General features: G+C 71.2%; 18 protein-coding genes. 2 read left to right on the top strand and 16 right to left on the bottom strand.

What is annotated here, in order from left to right:
• The first annotated feature begins 146 nt into the window (after nucleotides 1-146).
• On the top strand, nucleotides 147-902 hold the full coding sequence (locus G6N75_RS11340; RefSeq protein WP_165348477.1) for a class I SAM-dependent methyltransferase: 756 nt from the start codon (nucleotides 147-149) through the stop codon (nucleotides 900-902).
• On the opposite strand, the gene G6N75_RS11345 is transcribed toward G6N75_RS11340, so the two are convergent.
• The 6 genes from G6N75_RS11345 to G6N75_RS11370 all read right to left on the bottom strand — a co-directional run bounded on the left by G6N75_RS11345 (nucleotide 881) and on the right by G6N75_RS11370 (nucleotide 7807).
• Nucleotides 881-4063, bottom strand: coding sequence for an efflux RND transporter permease subunit (locus G6N75_RS11345; protein WP_165348478.1), 3183 nt, complete (start codon nucleotides 4061-4063; stop codon nucleotides 881-883). The genes G6N75_RS11340 and G6N75_RS11345 overlap by 22 nt on opposite strands.
• Nucleotides 4064-4085: 22 nt before the next feature.
• Complete coding sequence (locus G6N75_RS11350) at nucleotides 4086-5153, bottom strand: efflux RND transporter periplasmic adaptor subunit (RefSeq protein WP_165348479.1); 1068 nt, start codon at nucleotides 5151-5153, stop codon at nucleotides 4086-4088.
• Nucleotides 5154-5229: 76 nt separating this feature from the next.
• Nucleotides 5230-6183, bottom strand: a complete 954-nt coding sequence (locus G6N75_RS11355; RefSeq protein WP_165348480.1) for an alpha/beta hydrolase — start codon at nucleotides 6181-6183, stop codon at nucleotides 5230-5232.
• Between the two features lie 9 nt (nucleotides 6184-6192).
• On the bottom strand, nucleotides 6193-7155 hold the full coding sequence (locus G6N75_RS11360; RefSeq protein WP_165348481.1) for an SLAC1 anion channel family protein: 963 nt from the start codon (nucleotides 7153-7155) through the stop codon (nucleotides 6193-6195).
• A 16-nt stretch (nucleotides 7156-7171) separates the two neighbouring features.
• Nucleotides 7172-7525, bottom strand: a complete 354-nt coding sequence (locus G6N75_RS11365) for a nucleotide pyrophosphohydrolase (RefSeq protein ID WP_165348482.1) — start codon at nucleotides 7523-7525, stop codon at nucleotides 7172-7174.
• An 18-nt stretch (nucleotides 7526-7543) separates the two neighbouring features.
• Nucleotides 7544-7807 (bottom strand): hypothetical protein, encoded by a 264-nt coding sequence (locus G6N75_RS11370; RefSeq protein ID WP_165348483.1) that lies wholly within the window; start codon nucleotides 7805-7807, stop codon nucleotides 7544-7546.
• A gap of 65 nt (nucleotides 7808-7872) precedes the next feature.
• Here G6N75_RS11370 and G6N75_RS11375 point away from each other — a divergent pair, with 65 nt between their 5' ends.
• A complete protein-coding gene (locus G6N75_RS11375) occupies nucleotides 7873-8631 on the top strand; it encodes an SGNH/GDSL hydrolase family protein (RefSeq protein ID WP_206203091.1) in 759 nt (252 codons plus the stop codon).
• A 4-nt stretch (nucleotides 8632-8635) separates the two neighbouring features.
• Here G6N75_RS11375 and G6N75_RS11380 read toward each other — a convergent pair whose 3' ends face one another.
• Genes G6N75_RS11380 through G6N75_RS11425 form a run of 10 tightly spaced genes read right to left on the bottom strand, consistent with a single transcriptional unit; the run spans nucleotide 8636 to nucleotide 18306 of the window.
• Nucleotides 8636-9340: an alanyl-tRNA editing protein gene (locus G6N75_RS11380; RefSeq protein ID WP_165348484.1), complete on the bottom strand. Its 705-nt coding sequence runs from the start codon at nucleotides 9338-9340 to the stop codon at nucleotides 8636-8638.
• On the bottom strand, nucleotides 9337-11370 hold the full coding sequence (locus G6N75_RS11385) for a S9 family peptidase (RefSeq protein WP_165348485.1): 2034 nt from the start codon (nucleotides 11368-11370) through the stop codon (nucleotides 9337-9339). Before G6N75_RS11385 ends, G6N75_RS11380 begins: the two co-directional genes overlap by 4 nt.
• A 59-nt stretch (nucleotides 11371-11429) precedes the next feature.
• Entirely contained in the window at nucleotides 11430-12470 is a 1041-nt protein-coding gene (locus tag G6N75_RS11390; RefSeq protein ID WP_165348486.1) for a zinc-binding dehydrogenase, read from the bottom strand.
• Nucleotides 12471-12520: 50 nt separating this feature from the next.
• Nucleotides 12521-13144 (bottom strand): hypothetical protein, encoded by a 624-nt coding sequence (locus G6N75_RS11395; protein WP_165348487.1) that lies wholly within the window; start codon nucleotides 13142-13144, stop codon nucleotides 12521-12523.
• Nucleotides 13145-13170: 26 nt separating this feature from the next.
• Nucleotides 13171-13473, bottom strand: coding sequence for a transcriptional regulator (locus tag G6N75_RS11400; RefSeq protein WP_165348488.1), 303 nt, complete (start codon nucleotides 13471-13473; stop codon nucleotides 13171-13173).
• A gap of 4 nt (nucleotides 13474-13477) precedes the next feature.
• Complete coding sequence (locus tag G6N75_RS11405; RefSeq protein ID WP_346765530.1) at nucleotides 13478-14425, bottom strand: sodium-dependent bicarbonate transport family permease; 948 nt, start codon at nucleotides 14423-14425, stop codon at nucleotides 13478-13480.
• Between the two features lie 53 nt (nucleotides 14426-14478).
• Nucleotides 14479-15618, bottom strand: coding sequence for a hypothetical protein (locus G6N75_RS11410; protein ID WP_165348489.1), 1140 nt, complete (start codon nucleotides 15616-15618; stop codon nucleotides 14479-14481).
• The gene (locus G6N75_RS11415; RefSeq protein ID WP_165348490.1) at nucleotides 15615-16541 is read right to left on the bottom strand and encodes a PhzF family phenazine biosynthesis protein; all 927 of its coding nucleotides are present in this window, start codon (nucleotides 16539-16541) and stop codon (nucleotides 15615-15617) included. Before G6N75_RS11415 ends, G6N75_RS11410 begins: the two co-directional genes overlap by 4 nt.
• Nucleotides 16538-16792: a hypothetical protein gene (locus tag G6N75_RS11420; protein WP_165348491.1), complete on the bottom strand. Its 255-nt coding sequence runs from the start codon at nucleotides 16790-16792 to the stop codon at nucleotides 16538-16540. The genes G6N75_RS11415 and G6N75_RS11420 overlap by 4 nt, the downstream gene beginning before the upstream one ends.
• Complete coding sequence (locus G6N75_RS11425) at nucleotides 16789-18306, bottom strand: GMC oxidoreductase (RefSeq protein ID WP_165348492.1); 1518 nt, start codon at nucleotides 18304-18306, stop codon at nucleotides 16789-16791. The genes G6N75_RS11420 and G6N75_RS11425 overlap by 4 nt, the downstream gene beginning before the upstream one ends.
• Between the last annotated feature and the right edge of the window lie 98 nt (nucleotides 18307-18404).

Genomic DNA, 18404 nt, shown 5'->3' on the forward strand with positions numbered 1-18404 from the left:
GCCGACGCCTCAGTCCTGCCGCAGGCGCAGCAGTCGGGCACGGCATGCCGCCAGTTCGCCAGCGCGCCTCGCCCTCGGGCGGCTGTGGTCACAGGCTGCTCGATCCGGCAGACTTTCGCCACCGCCCCTGCCGCGAGCACCGAGCCATGACGGAACCCTTCAACGAAGGCGCTTATCTCGCCGCGCTGATCGAGCTTCATGCCGGTGTGGAGTTCAAGGGCCCGGGCGACAAGGACTACAGCCGCGCGCTCATGGCCGGCCTGCCCGGGCTGCCGCCCGATCCGCGCGTTGCCGACCTGGGCTGCGGCAGCGGTGTCGCCACGCTCCTGCTGGCGGAGCACTTCGGCGGCGTGGTCAAGGCCGTGGACCTCTGCGAGGCGTTCGTCGAGGATCTCCGGTGCGACGCCGCCGCGGCCGGGCTCGCCGGGCATGTCGAGGCGATCTGCGCCGACATGGGCGCGCTGGACTGGCCGCCGGCCTCGCTGGATCTCATCTGGTCGGAGGGCGCGGCCTACAACCTTGGCTTCGAGCGAGCGCTCACCCGGTGGCGCCCGTTGCTGGCGCCGGGCGGGCTGGCGGTCATCTCCGAAATGTCCTGGTTCGCCGAGGAGCGGCCGGCCGCGGCCGTGGAGTACTGGCAGGTGGCTTATCCCGGCATGGCCAGCGAGACCGAGAACGCGGCGCATGCGCGCCGGACCGGTTTCGAGGTGCTCGACATCCGGCGGCTGCCGGCCGAGGCCTGGTGGCGCAACTACTACGGCCCCCTCGAAGCCCGCATGGGGCAGGTCGAGCGGACCCCGGCGATGGCCGCCGTGATCGAGGAGACAACCATGGAGATTGACCTGTTTCGCCGCTACAGCGACTACTACGGCTACAGCTTCTACGTGCTGCGCACGGCCTGAGGCCCGGGCTCAGTACCGGCCGGTGCGCCGCGCAGGCGCTGCGTCACGCTGAGGATGGTGACCAGCAGCGCGGGCAGGAAGGTGAGCGTCACCAGCGTCGCGAACAGCAGCCCGCTCAGCACCACTACGCCGACGCCGCGGTACAGCTCCGTGCCCTCGCCGGGGATGAACACCAGCGGGGCCAGCCCGAACAGGGTCGTGATCATGGACATCATGATCGGCCGCACCCGCGTCGAGACCGCGTCGCGCACCGCCTCCACGGGGTCGCGTTCGCCTTCCCGCAACCGGGCCAGGGTCCGATCGACGATCAGGATCGGGTTGTTGACCACCACGCCGAGCAGGATCAGGAAACCCAGCATGGTGATCATGTCGAAGGGCTGGTGGATGGCCTCCAGGCCGAAGGCCGGCAGCCGCGCGCCGATGGCGTTCAGGAGCGCCAGGCCGCCGATCCCGCCGGCAATGCCCAGCGGCACCGAGGTCAGGATGACCAGCGGCCAGCCCCAGTGCCGGAAGATCGCCACCAGCACCAGGAGGCACAGCACGATCGAGACCACGTAGTTGTCGGCCAGGGCCGCGCGGGTCTCCATCAGCTGGTCGGAAGCACCGGAAATGTCGAGGCTGACGTCGGGCGGCAGGTGGCCCTCGCGGCGCAGCCAGTCGACCACCTCGGTCTGCACCTCGCCCAGCGCGGCCTCCAGCGGTACCGAGCGCGGAGGGATGATGTTCAGGGTGACGGCGCGCCGCCCGTTGAGCCGCCGGATCGAATCGGTGTTCACCGTCTCGACGATCTCGGCCACCGCCGACAGCGGCACCACGCCGGCATTCGGCGCGTAGATGGGCAGGTCTTCGAGGCGCGACAGCTGCTGCTCGCTGCCCGCCTGGCTGAACAGGAAGATGTCGATCTTGTCGTCGCCGCGGAAGTACTCGTCGACGAAGGCGCCGTCGGTGAGCGCCGCCACGGCGAACCCGAGCTGGCGCGCGTCGAGCCCCATCTCGGCGGCGCGCTCCCAGCGCGGGCGGATCTCGACCAGCGGCTGGTCCAGCGACAGCGAGGAGGGCGAGGAGCCGATGCGCGGGTTGTCGAACACGGCGCGGGCGCGGTCGTAGGCGAGCTGCGCCACGCCATAGATCTCGGCCAGGTCGCGGCCCGTGATGTCCAGGTTCACGCTGCGGGTGCCGCCGTCGTTGCTGGAGATGATCGAGCCGCGGCTGGAAAAGGCGCGCATGCCGGGATAGCTGCGGAAATGCTCGTCCAGCACGGTCATCAGCGCGTCGATCTGGCCGGGGTCGACCGTCTCGGCGAGCACCCGCAAGTTGTCGGCGCCCACCGCCAGGTTGATGTAACTCAGGGCCGGCACCGGCGCCTCGCCGCGGGCGAAACGCTCGGGGTCGTCGCCGACGTAGGGCAGCAGGAAGTCCTCGACCTGGGCGGCCACGGCGCGCATCTCGCTGAGGTTGTAGCCCGGCGGCGCCAGCATGCGGGCGAAGGTCTTGGGCTCCTCGCCCTCCGGCAGGTACTCGGCCGGCGGGGTCAGCAGCAGGATGATGGCGAGCACGCCGCCCACGGTCGCCGCCAGGGTCACGGCGCGCCGCCGCCCGGTCGCGATCAACCAGCCCACGCCCGCCACCAGCCGCTCGCGCAGGCCCTGGCCGGCTGCCACCGGGGCATGGCGCAGGCCGAAGTCCAGCCGGGCGCTCAGGCTCGGCACCACCGAGACGGCCACCAGCATGCTGGCCAGGATGGAGGCGGAGATGGCGATGGCCACGTCCGAATACAGCTGCCCCGCCTCCTGCTCGATGAAAAAGATCGGCGCGAACACCAGCACGGTGGTCATGGTCGAAGCGAGCACCGCCGGCCAGACCTGCTGCACGCCCTCCAGCGCCGCGACCGCGCGGTCGATGCCCTGGCGCCGGCGGCGTTCGATCGCTTCCAGCACCACGATGCTGTTGTCGAGCGTCATGCCGATGGCGAAGGCGATCCCGGCCAGGGAGATCACGTTGATGGTCCGCCCGGCGAGCAGCAGCCCGAGAAAGGCCGCGATGGTGCAGATGGGAATGCCGATCACCCCGACCAGGGTGGCGCGCACCGAGCGCAGGAAGGCGAACATCACGAGCGCGGCGAGCACGGCGCCGAGCGCGAGGTTCTGCCAGACGTTGGCGATGGAGGCCTGGACATAGCGCACGTCGTCGCTGGTCAGGCGCATCTCCATCCCGGCCGGCTCGAGCACCTGGCGGTTGATCTCCTCGACCACGGGCAATAGCGCCCGCTTGATGTCGATGACATTGGAGCCGGGTTCGCGGTCGATGGCGATGCTCATGGTGGGAAGGCCGTCGGAAGACGAAACGCGCCGCAATTCGTAGTGCGAGAGCTCGACCTCGGCCACGTCGCGCAGGCGGATCAGGCTGTCGCCGCGGCGGGCCAGGATGAGGTCCTCGAGTTCCGCCAGGTTGTTGAAGCGGCCGATGGTGCGCAGCAGGTAGCGCCGCTTGCCGAGCTCCAGGTCGCCGCCGGAGGCGTCGCGATTGCGGGCGCGCACCGCGTCGCGGATCTCGTCCAGCGTGATGCCGCGTTCCGCGAGCGCAGCGGGATCGACCAGGATCCGCACCTGGCGGTCGGCGCCGCCCCAGATGTTGATGCGCGACACGCCCTCCACCCGCTCCATGCGCGGCCGCACGTTCTCGTCGATGAAGTCGTACATGAGCGTCATGTCGAGATCGAAGGGATTGCCCGCGAGCGGCGCGATGCGGAAGAACATGAAGGAGTTCTGGGAGAAGGAGCTGGCCTCGAGGCGCGGCTCGTCCACGTTCTCCGGGTAGGCCGGCACCTGGCTGAGGGCATTGTTGACGCGGATCAGCGCCTCGTTGATGTCGGTGCCGAACGGAAACTCCAGCTCGATCTCGGCGCGGCCGTCGCCGGCGCGGGAGACCATGCGGCTGAGATTGGGCAGGGTGCGAAGGTACTGCTCCTGCTCGACCAGGATCTCCTTCTCGACGTCCTGCGGCGTGGCCCCGGGCCAGCGCGTGTCGACGCCGATGACGCGCACCTCGAGGTCCGGGATCATCTGGACCGGGATCCGCAGGGCCGCCAGGATGCCCAGCACGGCGATGATGAGCACGACCACGGCGACCAGCGTGCCGTGGCGCACCATGCCGGCGAACATCAGGCGGCCCCTCCGGTCCGGTTCATGGCGACCCGGTCACCGTGACGCGCTCGCCGGCGGCCAGGCCCTCGTTGCCGCGGACCACGACCCGGGCGCCGGCCGGGAGCGCGCCGGCCAGCTCGGCGCGCTCGCCCGCCAGCCGCAGCAGCTCGACGGGGCGCTCGTTGGCGACCCAGCCGTCGTCGGCCGCCGTCACCACCCACACCGTGGTCGTGCCGTCGGGATAACGGATGATGGCGTCGCGCGGCACGCTGGTGACCGGGCCCTCGCCGGGCAGCTTGAGCTCCACCCGGGCCGACATGCCCGGGGTCAGCCGGCCCGTCTCGTCGTGCACCAGAAGGCGCAGCAGGAAAGTGCGCGCGGCGGGGTCGTTGACCGGCACCCGCGCATGCAGCTCCGCGTCCAGCTCGCGGCCCGGCAGCGCATCGGCGTAGGCGTCCAGCTGCAGCTGCGGGCCGAGCCGGTTCCAGAACTGTTGCGGCACGCGCACGTCCAGCCAGAGGTCGTTCACCGCCACCAGTTCGAGCACGGGGTTGCCGGTGCCGACCCATTCGCCGGCATCGGCCAGCCGCTGGCTGACCACGCCGGCGAAAGGCGCGCGAATCACGTGCTGCGCAAGGCGCGCCGTCGCCAGGTCGAGCTCGCTACCGGCCCGGGTGACGGCCGCCTCCGCCAGGCGGACGGCGGCTTCGCGGGCCTCGACCTCGCTTGCCGGCAGCACGCGGCGCTCCAGCAGCCGCCGGCCCTCGTCCCGCAATCGCTCGGCCTCGGCCAGCGCGGTGCGCGTCTCTTCGACGACGGCGCGCGCGCGGGCCTGTTCCAGCCGGGCGATGCGCGCATCGAGCTCCACCAGCGGGTCGCCGGCGGCCACCACGTCGCCCGCATCCACCCGCATGGTCGCCACCAGCCCGGCGACCTGCGGCGAAATCGCGGCGGCCTGGCGTGGCGTCAGGTTGCCGCTGAGGGTGAGCGTCTGGGTCCCCGGTCCGACGGTGGGCGTCGCCACGGCCACCGGCGTCGCCGCCGCGGCCGCGAGCGGCACCAGCGCGGCGACCAGGCCGGCGATGAGCTTGGGGACAGCTTGCGTCAAGAGGTTTCCTCCGACCACGGCTTCGGCCGGGCAGCAGCGACGGATTCCGCTACGGTAACCGGGCGCCGCGCGCCCTTCAACGCAGCGTGGCCAGGAATTCCTCCACCACGACGACCGTTTCCGCCGGCGCCTCTTCGTGCGGCACATGGCCGAGACCGGCGAACACCACCGTCCGGCTGCCGTCGATGTCGGCGGCGAAGCGGTCGGCGCTGGCGAGGGGAATCAGGCGGTCGCGGTCGCCCCAGAGGATCAGGGTCGGCTGCTTCAGCGTCCGGATGCGGGCGGCGCGTTCCTCGGTCGGCATGACGTGGTCGAAGCGCAGGCCCAGGGCGCGGCGGTTGCCGGCCCGCAGGGCCAGCTCGTAGTAGCGGTCCACCAGCGCCTCGTCCACGCGGCTGGGATCGCCGTAGACGTCGTGCAGGCTGTCGCGGATCACGCGCCGCGGCAGCAGCCGCTGGATGAGCGGCCGCAGCACCGGGAAGCGGGCGAGCTGGAAAGCGAGTGGAACCGATTCCGGCACGAAGGGGTAGCCGACGGCGTCGACCAGCACCAGGCCGGCGATGCGCTCCGGCATGGCTGCCGCGACTTCCCAGGCGACCTGGCCGCCGAAGGAGTTGCCTCCGATCACGACCTGCTCCAGCTCGAGGGTGTCGAGCAGGGCGGCGATGAACTCGATGTACCGCTCGATGCCGTAATCGTCGTGCGGGAACGGGCCGGTCAGCCCGAAGCCCGGCAGGTCGACGCGGATGACGCGTTCCGCCCGGCCGAGCGCCGGCACCCAGCCGTCCCAGGTGTGCAGGCTGGACGAGGTGCCGTGCAGCAGCAGCACCGGCACCCGGTCGTCGGCCAGGCCCTCGTCGCGCAGGTGGACCTGCATGCCCTGCAGCGGGATGAACTCGGACGGCGGCGGGGCCCAGCGCTCGACCAGCTGTTCCACCGGCCGGTCGGGCGCCCAGGCGGCGCCCAGCGCCACCAGCAGAATGGCGAGGCCGCCGAGCAGCAGGGCGAGGAGGACGCGGCGCAGGCTCATGATCGCACCTCAGTCGGGCTGGAACACGCTGCCGTCGAGCACCACCTGCAGCGTCTTCAGCGCCAGCCCGGCGATGACGCCGGTGGCCAGCAGCAGCGCCGCCCAGGCGACGGCGAGGAAGAAGCCGCCGCCGGTATGGGCGTAGTACACCTGGGCGGCAATGGCGAAGGCGGCCAGCGGAAAGGAGTACGCCCACCACGACAGGAAGAAGGCGCTGCCGGCGAAGCGCCGGAACTGCGCCAGCAGCAGCAGGACCAGGAAGGCCGCGATGAAGAACAGCACGCGGGCGAAGTCGTTCAGCTCGCCGCCGTTGAGCTGCAGGTAGGCGATAAAGCCCACCGCGGGCGGGGCGACCAGGATGAACATGGTCGGCAGCAGCCGCGCCGGCAACGGGTCATGGAATATGAAGCGGTTGAACACCAGCACCTTCAGCACCAGCCAGAACACCAGGCCGATGGAGAAGAAGAACCAGCCGGCCTCGACATAACCGAGGGGCACCGCGGCGATCGGCACCAGGATGTTGCCCACGACCGGGATGAACCAGGCGGGCGTGCTGTGATGGACGTTGAAGTGCGGCTGGAAAATCCACTGCGTCAGCACGTAGAGGGTGAGCACGAGATGCAGGCTGGCGCCGGCCAGCCAGAGGACGCGGGCCAGCGGCATGGACACGCTCAGCGCCGTCATCGCGAGCAGCACCAGGCTGATGGAAAAGGCCGGGAAAAAACTCAGCTTGATGGGGTGATGCAGCTCTGCCAGCACGGCCTCCCGATGGCGCAGCAGCTTGAGGCCGTAGGCCAGGGCGACGGCGACGAAGACCAGGGCGCTCACGCCTGCCAGGGCCAGGCCCGCGGCGCGGGGCATGGCCAGCACCTCGTGAGCGCGCAGCCAGGCCAGCGCCAGGCCCGCCGTGCCCATGACGGTGGCGAAAAAGGAAACATGGAAGTGGCGGAGCTTGCCGTCGGCGTCTGTCATCAGGAGATTCCCGTCGCTACAGCTGGTCGTACTTGCGGGCGTGGCCGCGGGCCTGGTCGGCGGGATACTTGGCCGCATTCAACCCGATCTTGCGATGCGCGGCGGCCACCAGGTCGATGCCGAGGCGGTCCGCCAGGCGCACCAGGTAAAGCTGGACATCGGCCAGCTCCAGCGCCACCGCCTCCAGCTCGGCCGGCGGGAGTTCGCTGCTCCGGGCCTCGCTGAGCCACTGGAAATGCTCCAGCAGCTCGCCGGTCTCGGCCGCGAGCGCCATCGCCAGGTTCTTCGGCGAATGGAACTGCTCCCAGTCGCGCTCGGCGGCGAACGCCGCCAGGCGGCGGCTGAGGTCCTCGAAACGCGGGGTGGACATGAGCGGGACTCCGACGGATCAGCGCAGGTGCTTCAGGATAACCAGCGCGAGCAGGTAGACAAAGGCGAGCGGCAACGTGAACAGCATGATCAGCGGCCACAGGTTCGATCCGGCGGCCAGGGCGACCAGGGTGTAAGCCGTGACCGGTACGGTGCCCCACAGCGGCACCAGGGCGAGCCGTCGCCAGCCCCCGTCCCAGCGGCGCCAGAGCATGAACTGCAGTACAAAATAGACCGGGATGGACCAGCCCAGCAGCATGACCAGCAGGCCCCCGCCATCCATACCCGGCACCTCGGTGCGGCCCAAGGGCCTACAATCTAGCATGCGCAGGGAAGGCGCATTACCCTTTGGACGGACCGCAGTTCAAGGCCCTGGACGGGCCGGGATCATCGATGGACTACCGCTATGCCGCTATGGCCCTGGCGCCGCTGCTGGTCGTGCAGGGGTTGCGGGTGCGACGCAATGCGCTGCGCCTGCCCGAGCCGCCCGGCAAGCGCGCCGGCACGGCCGGGGAGGGGCCGCCGCTGCGCCTGCTGGTCGCCGGCGATTCGGCGGCCGCAGCCGTGGGCGCGCCGAGCCAGGCGGAGGGGCTGTCCGGCGCCATCGTCGAGGCCTTGCGGGAACGCTTTCGCGTCAGCTGGGAAGTCCGGGCGCGGACCGGGCTGCGCACCCTGCAGGTGTTGCGCCGGCTGGAGGCGGGGACGCCTGGCGCCTTCGATGTTGCCGTCACCTCGCTGGGGGTCAACGACGTCACCGGCGGCACGCGCTCGGCGGCTTTCGTGGCGCAGCAGCGCGCGCTGGTGGCGCTGCTGCAGGAACGCCACGGCGTGCGGCTCACGGTGCTGACGGGGCTGCCGCCGATGCGCGCCTTCCCGGCGCTGCCGCAGCCGCTGCGCTGGGTGCTGGGCCAGCGGGCGCTGGCCTTCACCCGGCTGCTCGAAGAGGTGGCGGCCGACCAGCCCGGCTGCGTAGTGCTCACGCCGCGCCTGCCGCTCGAGCTGAAGTACATCGCGGTCGATGGCTATCATCCTGGCCCGCTGGCCTATGCCGAGTGGGGGCGGGAAGTCGCCGAACTCGTATGCCGGGAGTTTGCGCCGGTCGCCTGAGCGCTCAGGCCAGCGCGATCACCACCCGCTTGTTCCGCTTGCCCTTGCTCTCGACCTTGCGCACCTCGATCGGGCCGATCTCGCCCGTGGCGGCGACGTGCGTGCCGCCGCAGGGCTGCAGGTCCACGCCCCTGATCTCGAGCAGCCGGACCCGGCCGGCGCCGCGGGGCGGCTGCACCGAGAGCGTGCGCACCAGCTCCGGCTGCGCCTCGAGCTCCGCATCGGTGATCCAGCGCGAGCTGACCGGCTGGTTGGCCATGATGAGCGCATTGACCGCATCGGCAACGCGTGCCTTGTCGATTTCGTCCTGGGTGTCGAAGTCGAGCCGGCTCTTCCCGGCGCCCACCTGGCCGCCGGTGACGCCGTAACGCAGCACCGCACCGAGCAGGTGCAGGCAGGTATGCATGCGCATGTGGGCATAGCGCCGGTCCCAGTCGATCCCGGCTTCGACGCGGTCGCCGGGCGCCGGCGGCGGGTCCTCGCCCCCGAGCAGGTGGAGGATCGCGCCGTGCTCGCCCTTGCGCGTGTCCCGGACCCGCCACTGGCGCCCGTCGGCCGCGCGTAATACGCCGGTGTCGCCAGGCTGCCCGCCGCCGAGGGGGTAGAACACGGTCTGGTCGAGCGTCACGCCCTCCGGTCCCGCGGCCAGCACGGTCGCCTGGCAGCTCCGCTGGTAGGCGTCGTCGAGGTAGAGCGCCCGCGTCTTCACTGGGGCGCCTCGGGTTGGTGGCGGTCGAACCAGCCGATGACGTGCAGCACCTTCTCGATGGCGTTGCTGGGGCGGTGCACGATGCTGTGCGGCGCCTCGGGGATCCGCACCAGCGCCGCCTCGACACCCTTGAGCTTGAGGGCCTGGAAGTACTGTTCGGACTCGGACATCGGCGTGCGCCAGTCCTCCTCGCCCGTCAGCACCATGGTCGGGGTGGTGACATTGCCGACCAGCGAGATCGGCGAGCGCCGGAGGTATTCCTCGGGATTCTCCCAGGGCATGGCGCCGAACCAGTAGCGCGTCGCGATGATCGGGATGTCGGTGACGAAGGCGAAGCTGTACCAGTTGATCACCGGCTTCTGCACGACCGCGGCGCGGAAGCGGTCGGTCATGCCGATCGCCCAGCTGGTCAGCACGCCGCCGCCCGAACCGCCGGTGATGTACAGCCGGTCGGGATCGACATAGCCCTGGGCGATGACCGCGTCGATGCCGTCCATCAGGTCGTCGTGGTCGTGGCCGGGATAGGCCTTGTCGATGAGGCCGGCGAACTCCGCCCCGTAGCTGGTCGAGCCGCGGGGGTTCGTGTAGAGCACCACGTAGCCGGCGGCCGCATAGGATTGCAGCTCGTAGCTGAAGCGCGGCCCGTAATTGGCGAACGGCCCGCCATGGATTTCCAGCACCAGCGGGTACTTGCGGCCAGGGTCGAAGCCCGGCGGCTTGATGATCCAGCCCTGGACCCGGCGGCCGTCCACCGAGGACTCGTACCAGATCTCCTCGACCGCGCCGAGGCGGCGCTGGCCGAGCAGGTTCTCGTTCAGCGCCGTCAGCCGCGTGACCCTGCCGCGGCGCGTGGCCACGGCCACCTCGGCCGGGCGCTGGGTGCCGGCCTGGGTGAAGGCGACGGTGCCATTGCGGGCCACGCTGAAACTCGCGCCCGGGTAGGGCCGGCCGATGGAAGCCCCGCCGACGCCGCCGACCACTTCGCGCGCGGCGCCCCGCAGGTCGGCCAGGCCGACCCGGGTGATGCCGAAATCGTCGTACTGGAAATACACGCCGCGGCTGTCGCCCGCCCAGTAGAGCGTGCCGATCGAGCGATCCAGCTCGTCAGCCAGGCGGCGGGGCTCGCCACCGTTACTGCTCACCAGCCAGAGTTCCTGTTGCTGGTGGGCCTGTTCGCGGTCCGTGAACGCCCGGAAGGCGATCCAGCGGCCGTCCGGGGAGACCTGCGGCCCGAGCACCGGTCCCTCGTGTTCCAGCAGGGCGGTGAGCTCACCGGTCGCCAGCTCGAGGCGGTACAGCGTTGCCCGGCGCGGCTCGAAGTCGGCGTCAGCGCGCCGGTTGGCCGCGAACACCAGCGCCGTCCCGTCCGGCGTCCAGGACACCGTGCCGCCGTGGTCGAAGTCGCCTCGCGTGACCTGCAGCGGCGCGCCGCCATCGGCCGGGACGACGAAGACATGGGTGTGACCCGGGCGCCGGTAGCCGCGCCCGTCGCGGCGGTACACCAGCTGGTCGATCACGGCGGCGCGGTCGGCCCACTGCGCGCCGCGCGGCGCCGGGGGCATCTGCACGAAGGGCTGCGGGCGCGCCGGGACGAACATGCTGAAGGCGATCCGGCTGCCGTCGGGCGACCAGGCGAGCGAGGCGGGCGACTCGGTCAGCTGGGCGAGGCGGGCCTCGCGGTCGTTGCCGAGCCAGCGGACGTACAGCTGCGGCTTGCCGTCCTGGTTGCCCACGTAGGCGATCCGGCTGCCGTCCGGTGACCAGCGCGGCTGGGAGTGGTTCTCGCTGCCGGTCGTCAGGGGCTGGTGCTGCCCGCCGTCCACGTCCACGAGCCAGAGGTTCTGGCGATAGCGGTCCGCCATGATGTCGGCATGGTTGCGCACGTACACCACCCGCTCGCCGCCAGGCGCGACCTGCGGGTCCGAGGCCCACTGCAGCTGGAAGATGTCGGCGGGCTGCAGTACCGGCAGCTCGGCCCGGGCGGGCAGGGCGACGGCGAGCAGGGCGAGAACGACGAGAGGGAAGCGCATGGATGGCTCTCCGCGGCGGAAGGCGAGCCGCGGATTATTGCAAAAGCCCTGCCGGTCGCCTAACTGCGCTCGCCGGGCAGCAGCGCGAGCTTGCCGACGGTCTGGCCGGACTCCAGGCGCTGCTGGGCGGCCGCGGCGTCCGCCAGCGCGAAAGTCTCCACCGGCAGCGGCCGCAGCCGGCCGTCGCCAAAGCGCTCCAGCAGCCACAGCATGCCTTCGCGCAGGCTGGGCGCATGCGACTGCAGGAAGCTGAGGTTGGCGGCCAGCACGCTGCGGTTTTCCTGCGTCATGCGCAGCGGGTTGAACCGCGGCGTGCGCAGCCAGTCCCGCGCGAGGCGGAGCCAGTTCAGGCGGCCGTCCTGCGGCAGCATGCTGTGGAAGCCGTAGACCACCAGCCGGCCGGTGGGCGCCAGGTGGCCATAGCTCTGGCGCAGGGTGGCCACGCCGTTGGCGTCGAACACCGCGTTGAAGCCGTCCGGCGCGTGCTGCGCCGCGGCCCGCCAAAGATTCTCGCGGGACTTGTCGATGACCGCGTCGGCGCCCATGGCCAGGGCATGCTCGACCTTGTGGCTGGCGCCGACCACGCCGATGGCCCGCACATCGGCGAGCCGCGCCAGCTGCAGCAGCGCCGAGCCGACGCCGCCGGCGGCGGAGTGCACCAGCCAGCATTCGCCGGGGACCGGGTGCACCTGGCGATGGACCATCCACCAGGCCGTCAGGAACACGGTGGGCAGGGTGGCGGCCTGGGCCCAGTCGAGCTGCGGCGGCTTGGGGAACACGCCGTCCTCGGGCAGCCTGAGGTGCGTGGTGTAGCCATTGAACAGCGTCAGCCCGATGACCTCGTCGCCGGGGTGCCAGTCGAACACGCCCGGACCGACGTCCGCGACCCGGCCCGCGACCTCGAAGCCGGGCGTGATGGGATAGCCATGCAGTTGCTTCGCCGAGGCATACAGGCCCATGCGGATGATGCCGTCGGCGTAGTTCAGGCCGCAGGCCTGGCAGGCGATAACCACCTCGCCCGGGCCTGCCTTCGGATCGGGCTCCGCCACCAGCCGCAGGGCGTCGTAGCCGCCCGGCTTGTCGATCAGGATGCGTTGCATGGGCTGCAGTGTAGCTGTGTCGCTGGCGCCGCGCGGCGAGCCCGGCGCGCTCAGCGCACCAGCCCGGCGCGCCGCAACCGCTTTTCGATCGCCCGGGCAGCCTCGTCCATGATTTCGTAGCGCGTCTCGCGCGGCGGGATGACGACGTCGATGGTGTAGAGGAGGCGGGCGTCTGCGACGCCGTAAACGTCCGCGGCCAGCGCCACCGAGGCCTCGGTCGATACGTAGCTCGATCCCTCCAGCACCTTGTAGTCGTAGCGGAAGAAATCGAGCGGCGTGTCCCGGCGGCGCTCGACCTTGATGCTGTCCCGGCCGACGGCCTCGGTGAGTTCGATCTGCTGGTGCTCGAGGCGGGCCACCACGACCAGCTGGGCCCCGGTTGCCGTGACGGCGGCGGCTACGGATTCACGGTCCAGTGGCACGGCGTTGTCGGTGTGGCGGCTGCTGGCCCAGGCCTCGTTGCCGGCCTCGCGCAGCCGCCCGGCGAGCAGGTCCTCGAAGGTGCGACGGTTGGTCAGGTCGCGGCCGACGCCGACGACCAGGATGCCGGCGGGCGGCTCGGCCGGGGCGGTCGCATGCCAGGTCGAGCCGACGCGCGTCGGCGCGGCGCAGGCGGCGAGCATGGCCAGGGCCGACAGGCCGAGAAGAAAGCGGGCGATGAACTTGGCTGGCACGGTCGACTCCGATGGCATGGCGGGGCTCAGAACTTCTCCGGGCGCAATACGCCGACGTCGGTGAAGAACAGGATCATGGCGTAGTGGTCGTAATAATGCTGGCGCAGGTGCGCGCTGATCTTGGCGGCGATCGCCGCATCGCAAACGACCTCCACGCGGATATTGCTGCTGGCGTCCCAGCCGGCGCTGCGAACGCCCCGGCTGCCCTCGCCGCGGGCGTCGCTGATGGTGTAGCCATGCGCGCCGAGGCGCTTGAGGTCTTCGGCCAGGCGCCGCTCGAGTGCTGCCTCGGTGATGATGGTGACCAGCTTGCGATCGTCGGCCTGCATACGCTCATCCTCCCAGCTGACGCAGCTGCTCGGCAAGCCCGTAGTAAAGCGGGATGCCGACCAGGATGTTGAACGGGAAGGTCACCCCGAGCGACGCCGTCAGCGACAGCGTCGGGTTGGCTTCGGGCAGGGCGAGCCGCATGGCGGCCGGGACAGCGATGTAGGAGGCGCTGGCCGCCAGCACGGCGAGCAGCATCATGCCGCCGGTGGAGAAGCCCAGGAGCAGGCCGAGACCGCCGCCGACCAGGGCGCCGAAGAGCGGGAACAGAATGCCGAAGGCGACCAGGAACAGGCCGTGGCGGCGCAGGCTGCCGACCTGGCCTGCGGCGACCAGGCCCATTTCCAGCAGGAACAGGGCGAGCACGCCATGGAACAGCCCGAAGAACAGGCCCCCCACGGGTTCCAGCGCCTCGGGTCCCGCGACCCAGCCGATCAGCAGCCCGCCGACCAGCAGCACGATGCTCTTGCCGAGAAAGACCTCGTGCCCCAGCTCCTTCCACTTGGTGTCGGCGGACACGCCGCGCGCCAGCAGGATGCCGACCACGATGGCGGGCATTTCCAGCAGCACCAGCATCAGCGGCATGTATTCCTCGTAGGGGATCTCGCGCGCCACCAGCCAGGCGACCGCCACGGCGTAGGTGCCGACGCTCACCGAGCCGTAATGCGCGGCAATGGAGGCCGCGTCGGCGCGGCGCAGGCGACCGAGGCGGCGCAGCAGCGGATAGGCCACCAGCGGCAGCAACAGGCCCATCAGGATGACGGCGAGCATCTGCGGCAACAGGTCGCCGAGCGACTGCTTCGCCAGCTCGGCGCCGCCCTTCAGCCCGATCGCCAGCAGCAGGATGACGCTGAGGAACTCGTAGATCGAGCCGGGGAGGCGCAGGTCGGAGCGGCCCAGGCCCGCCACCAGGCCCAGCAGGAAGAACAGCACGATGGGGTCGATTCCGCTCACGGGGCGCAATTATGCGGGCATCGGCCGGGCTGGCGGTAATTCTGCCGCGCCGGCTAGAAGCGCGTGGTGAACCGGATGTAGAAGTCGTCCACCACGCCGACCTGTTCGGCGTCTGCGGGTACCTTGATCTCCTGGCGCTGGCGCAAGGCGGCTTCCATGGTCCACTTGCTCGAGACGCGCCACTGGTAGCGGATCTCGTACAGTTTCTCGCCGTTGCCGAAGTCCGGCGACAGCAGCCAGCCGGCGTCGACCCGGCCGTGCACGTAGCCGATGGCATGGCCCGGGATGAAGTCCCACAGGCTCAGCGTCGCCTGCCAGGCCTCGCCGTTGGCGTCGCCGGTCGCCGCCGGGTTGAACAGGGAACCCGCCGGGGTTGTCGGCGCATAGCCGTACTCGATGCCTACCCCGCCGCGCATTCCGGCAATCGGCCATTCGGCGAAGAGTTTCGCCGTCAGGGCCAGGTAATCGTCGCGCGCCGGCGCCGCCAGCCCGTCCGCGGCAAGGGTCGAGGGCATCCAGGTCACGGCGAACACCCGCTGGGTCAGCGGTCCCAGCGGCTCGGCGGCCTCCAGTGCCGCGAACATCGTCACTTGGCTGGCGTCGTCGTCGAAGGCGAGCGGCGGCCGGGCGGCCTGGCCGGAACCGCTGCTGGCATTCGACTGCAGGACCAGGTGGCTGCGCCAGGCCGAGTCCAGGCCGTAGGTCAGATGCAGCCCGTCGGTCCAGCTGATCTCGGTCTCCGGGCTGTTGTAGCGATCGAGGCTCTTGGCCGCGACGCCGTCGAGCACGAACTCGCCCTGGAAGCGCCCGGCGCGGAGCGACCAGCTGCTGCCCGGCCGGTGGTAGTGGAGGTACAGCTCGTCGATGGTCGTGTCCCCCAGCTCCAGGCCGGTCGGGGTCGGCGCCCAGGCCTTGAGCCAGAAACGGGAGCGGTCCTGCTCGGTGCCGTAGCGGCCCGCCAGCCGGATCCGGCCGAGCCACTCCTCGGCGAGCTGGCTTTCCAGGCCGAGCCGCAGCCGCGCGCGCAATTCTTCCTCCCGGGGCAGGCTCTCCCCCTCCCGCGTGTCCTGCTCGCTGGCCGCCAGCTCGAGCCGCACGTCGCCGACGAAGCGGGTGTCTGCCGCGGCAGCCGCAGCGGGCAGCAGCGCGCCGGTCGCGCAGAGCAGCAGGGTGGTGAGGCGGGAACAGCTCATCCCGATGTCTCCGAGTTCGAGTCTGGAATCCGCAGCGTGCCCTCGGCGATGGCGACCGCCGTGCCGCCCACCCGCACTGCCGTGAGCGCGCCGCCGGCAAGCTCGGCTTCGATCATCAGCGTGCTGGGCCGGCCGAGCCCGGCGCCTTGCTCGATGGTGATGGTCAGGATGCCGTCGGTGGTACCGAGCCGCGGCGCCAGCCAGCCGGGGAAGGCAGTGGCGGCCGAGCCGGTGGCGGGATCCTCCGGGATGCCGATGGCGGGACCGAACATGCGGGCCCGGTAGCGGGTGCCGCCGGGACCGTCCAGGGGAGCGACCAGGTAGACCTGGTTCGCCCACCAGTTCTTCAGGATTTCCTTCCAGCGCTGCAGGTCCAGTTCCGCGCGCGCCAGGGCCTCGGTGTCGCGGACGGGAACGACCAGGTAGGGAATGCCCGCCGAGACCGCCGCCGGTCCCCATTGCCCCGCGAGGATGTCGGTCGGCCGGAGGCCGAGCAGCGCCGCCAGGGCAGCGCTCGGCGGCGCCGGCGGGCCCACCTCGGGCAGCATGGCGGCCCAGAGCCAGGCGCTGCGATGCTGTTTCTGCTGGCGCAGGCTGACGCGGACGGGCCCGATCGCCTGGCCGAAGACCAGCTCCGCCTGGTCCCAGCCCTCGTCGGCCAGGGCCAGCGCCGCGCCGATGGTGGGATGGCCGGCGAAGGGCAGCTCCTGGGTCGGGGTGAAAATGCGCAGGCGGTGGGTCTCGCCGCGGTGGCGCGGCGGCCGGATGAAAGCGGTTTCCGACAGGTTGAACTCGCGCGCGATCTGCTGCATCTGGGTCGCAGACAGGCCCTCTGCCTCCGGCAGCAGCGCCAGCGGATTCCCGCCGTAGGGCCGGTCCGTGAACACGTCCAGGACGAGATAGCGGCGGCGGTTGCGGCTCATGCGCCCGGCCTGTGTCGCGGCGGCTGCCGGCGGTGGCGCAGCAACCATACCGGCACTGCAGCCATCATCACGCAGCCGATTACCAGCAGGCTCACGGCCGCCAGCGGCTGCGGCCAGGCGGCAGGCAGCAGCTCCGGGCCGGTCTCCAGCAGGTCGAGAATGCCCACGGCCGCCAGCACCGCGCCCGCCGCGTCGACGAGCACCAGGCGCAGCGGGAGGCGCCGGCGATGCAGGTCGGCGCCGGGTCTCAAGCGCGCCGCTCCAGGAACCGGGCCGCGACCCAGCTCGACCACGCGGCGATGGTCATGGACGGCGGCCCGCCCGGCGCAGCCGGCAGCGCGGCGGCGTCGACCACGAACAGGCCCGGAAAGCCATGAACTTCGCCGGCGGCGTCCACCACGCCGTCGGTCTCGGTGGCGCCCAGCACGGCACCGCCGAGCGGGTGCACCGTGAAGGGCTTGCGGCGGACCCGGACCTTGCGGCCGGAAAGCTCGCCCACCTGCTTAAACAGCGCTTCGGCGCGACCGAAGACCGGGCTGGCGTCCCGGTCGTAGCGCACCCGGAGGCGGCCCCGCTCCAGGCGGGCCCGGCCGTCGGCGCGGTCGGCGCCCATGGCCAGCAGCATCACGCTGCGCCGCAGCTTGCGCTTCAGCGGCGCGGGCAGCGGCATGCCGGCGATCCCGACCAGGCCGACCTCGATCAGCAGCGGGTCGTCCTCGCGCCGGCCCTCGCGCGGCGCCATCACGCCGTGGCAGGGCAGCCCGCGGCTGAAATCGGCCTCCGGATCCTGGATCGACCACCAGCCCACCGCGTCGCCGTTGGTGCCGAAGCGCTGGCCGAGGGCCGGCATGCCGTCCAGGCCGCGGGCCTCGTCGCGGCTCGACAGCAGCAGGCGCAGGGTGTTCATGGTGCCGGCCGCCAGCATCACGTGTTCCGCGTACAGGGGCTCGATGCGGCCGGTGTAGAGGTTGCGCGTCTGGACGCAATAGCGGGCGGCATGAGTCTGGCGGCAGCGATGGACCGAGATCGCCTCGTGCAGGTCGAGCACCCGCAGGCCGCGCCGCATGGCCGGCGCCAGGTAGGCGAAATCGAGCGTCGTCTTGGTGCCGAAGCGCGAGCCCAGCAGCCCGCCGTCCTTCCAGTCCGCCTCGCGGCGGCGGATGCCTTCGCCCCATTCGATCTCGCGGCTGGTGCCGGGGGTGGCGGGAAACTGGACCGCATGCCGGGGCCGCTCCAGGGTTTCGGTAGCGTCGAACAGCGGGGATTCACGGTAGCGCTGTGCCGTCAGGTTGGGAATGGCGTCCTCGAGCCGCGGCGGGCGGCCGCCCATTTCCTCCATGACGCGCTGGTAGTGGGGCTCCAGCGCCGCGTTCGAGACCTCCGGGTGGTGGCCGTCCCAGTAGTCCGGGACCCGCGGCCGGTCGTTCAGTGCGGTATAGACGTGGCTGCCGCCACCGACGCTCGAGGCGCACAGCGTCGTGACGTCGCCGGCGGCATGGAGTTCGAACAACCCATAGCGGGACAGGCCGAGGCCCTGCCGGGGCAGCCAGCGGCCGTGCACCGCCCGCAGGCCACGGCTGTAGAGCTGCGCCCCGGCGGGGTAGCGGATCCGGTTGCCGATCCCCATGGACTGCACGGGCAGCGTGTCGCGCCAGGGTCCCCGCTCCAGCAGCGCGACGTCCACGCCGGCCTCGGCCAGCCGTGCCGCGGCGACGCTGCCGCCGAATCCGCTGCCGATGACGAGCACTTCGTGTACGCGGGCCATCCAATCTCCCCGTCGAATTTCGTCGCCATGATAATGGCGCAAGCGCCGAAAAAGTCGCCGCGTGCCCCAAATAGTAAGGGAATATGCGTAGAATCGGG

Source organism: Thioalkalivibrio sp. XN8, from assembly GCF_011058255.1.
Classification (GTDB): Bacteria; Pseudomonadota; Gammaproteobacteria; order Steroidobacterales; family XN24; genus XN24.

Bases quoted from the DNA above. Each gene is read 5' to 3' on its own strand.
- G6N75_RS11340 (WP_165348477.1), top strand. From the start codon at position 147: ATGACGGAACCCTTCAACGAAGGCGCTTATCTCGCCGCGCTGATCGAG.
- G6N75_RS11345 (WP_165348478.1), bottom strand. From the start codon at position 4,063: ATGTTCGCCGGCATGGTGCGCCACGGCACGCTGGTCGCCGTGGTCGTG.
- G6N75_RS11355 (WP_165348480.1), bottom strand. From the start codon at position 6,183: ATGAGCCTGCGCCGCGTCCTCCTCGCCCTGCTGCTCGGCGGCCTCGCC.
- G6N75_RS11360 (WP_165348481.1), bottom strand. From the start codon at position 7,155: ATGACAGACGCCGACGGCAAGCTCCGCCACTTCCATGTTTCCTTTTTC.
- G6N75_RS11365 (WP_165348482.1), bottom strand. From the start codon at position 7,525: ATGTCCACCCCGCGTTTCGAGGACCTCAGCCGCCGCCTGGCGGCGTTC.
- G6N75_RS11370 (WP_165348483.1), bottom strand. From the start codon at position 7,807: ATGGATGGCGGGGGCCTGCTGGTCATGCTGCTGGGCTGGTCCATCCCG.
- G6N75_RS11385 (WP_165348485.1), bottom strand. From the start codon at position 11,370: ATGCGCTTCCCTCTCGTCGTTCTCGCCCTGCTCGCCGTCGCCCTGCCC.
- G6N75_RS11390 (WP_165348486.1), bottom strand. From the start codon at position 12,470: ATGCAACGCATCCTGATCGACAAGCCGGGCGGCTACGACGCCCTGCGG.
- G6N75_RS11400 (WP_165348488.1), bottom strand. From the start codon at position 13,473: ATGCAGGCCGACGATCGCAAGCTGGTCACCATCATCACCGAGGCAGCA.
- G6N75_RS11410 (WP_165348489.1), bottom strand. From the start codon at position 15,618: ATGAGCTGTTCCCGCCTCACCACCCTGCTGCTCTGCGCGACCGGCGCG.
- G6N75_RS11415 (WP_165348490.1), bottom strand. From the start codon at position 16,541: ATGAGCCGCAACCGCCGCCGCTATCTCGTCCTGGACGTGTTCACGGAC.
- G6N75_RS11425 (WP_165348492.1), bottom strand. From the start codon at position 18,306: ATGGCCCGCGTACACGAAGTGCTCGTCATCGGCAGCGGATTCGGCGGC.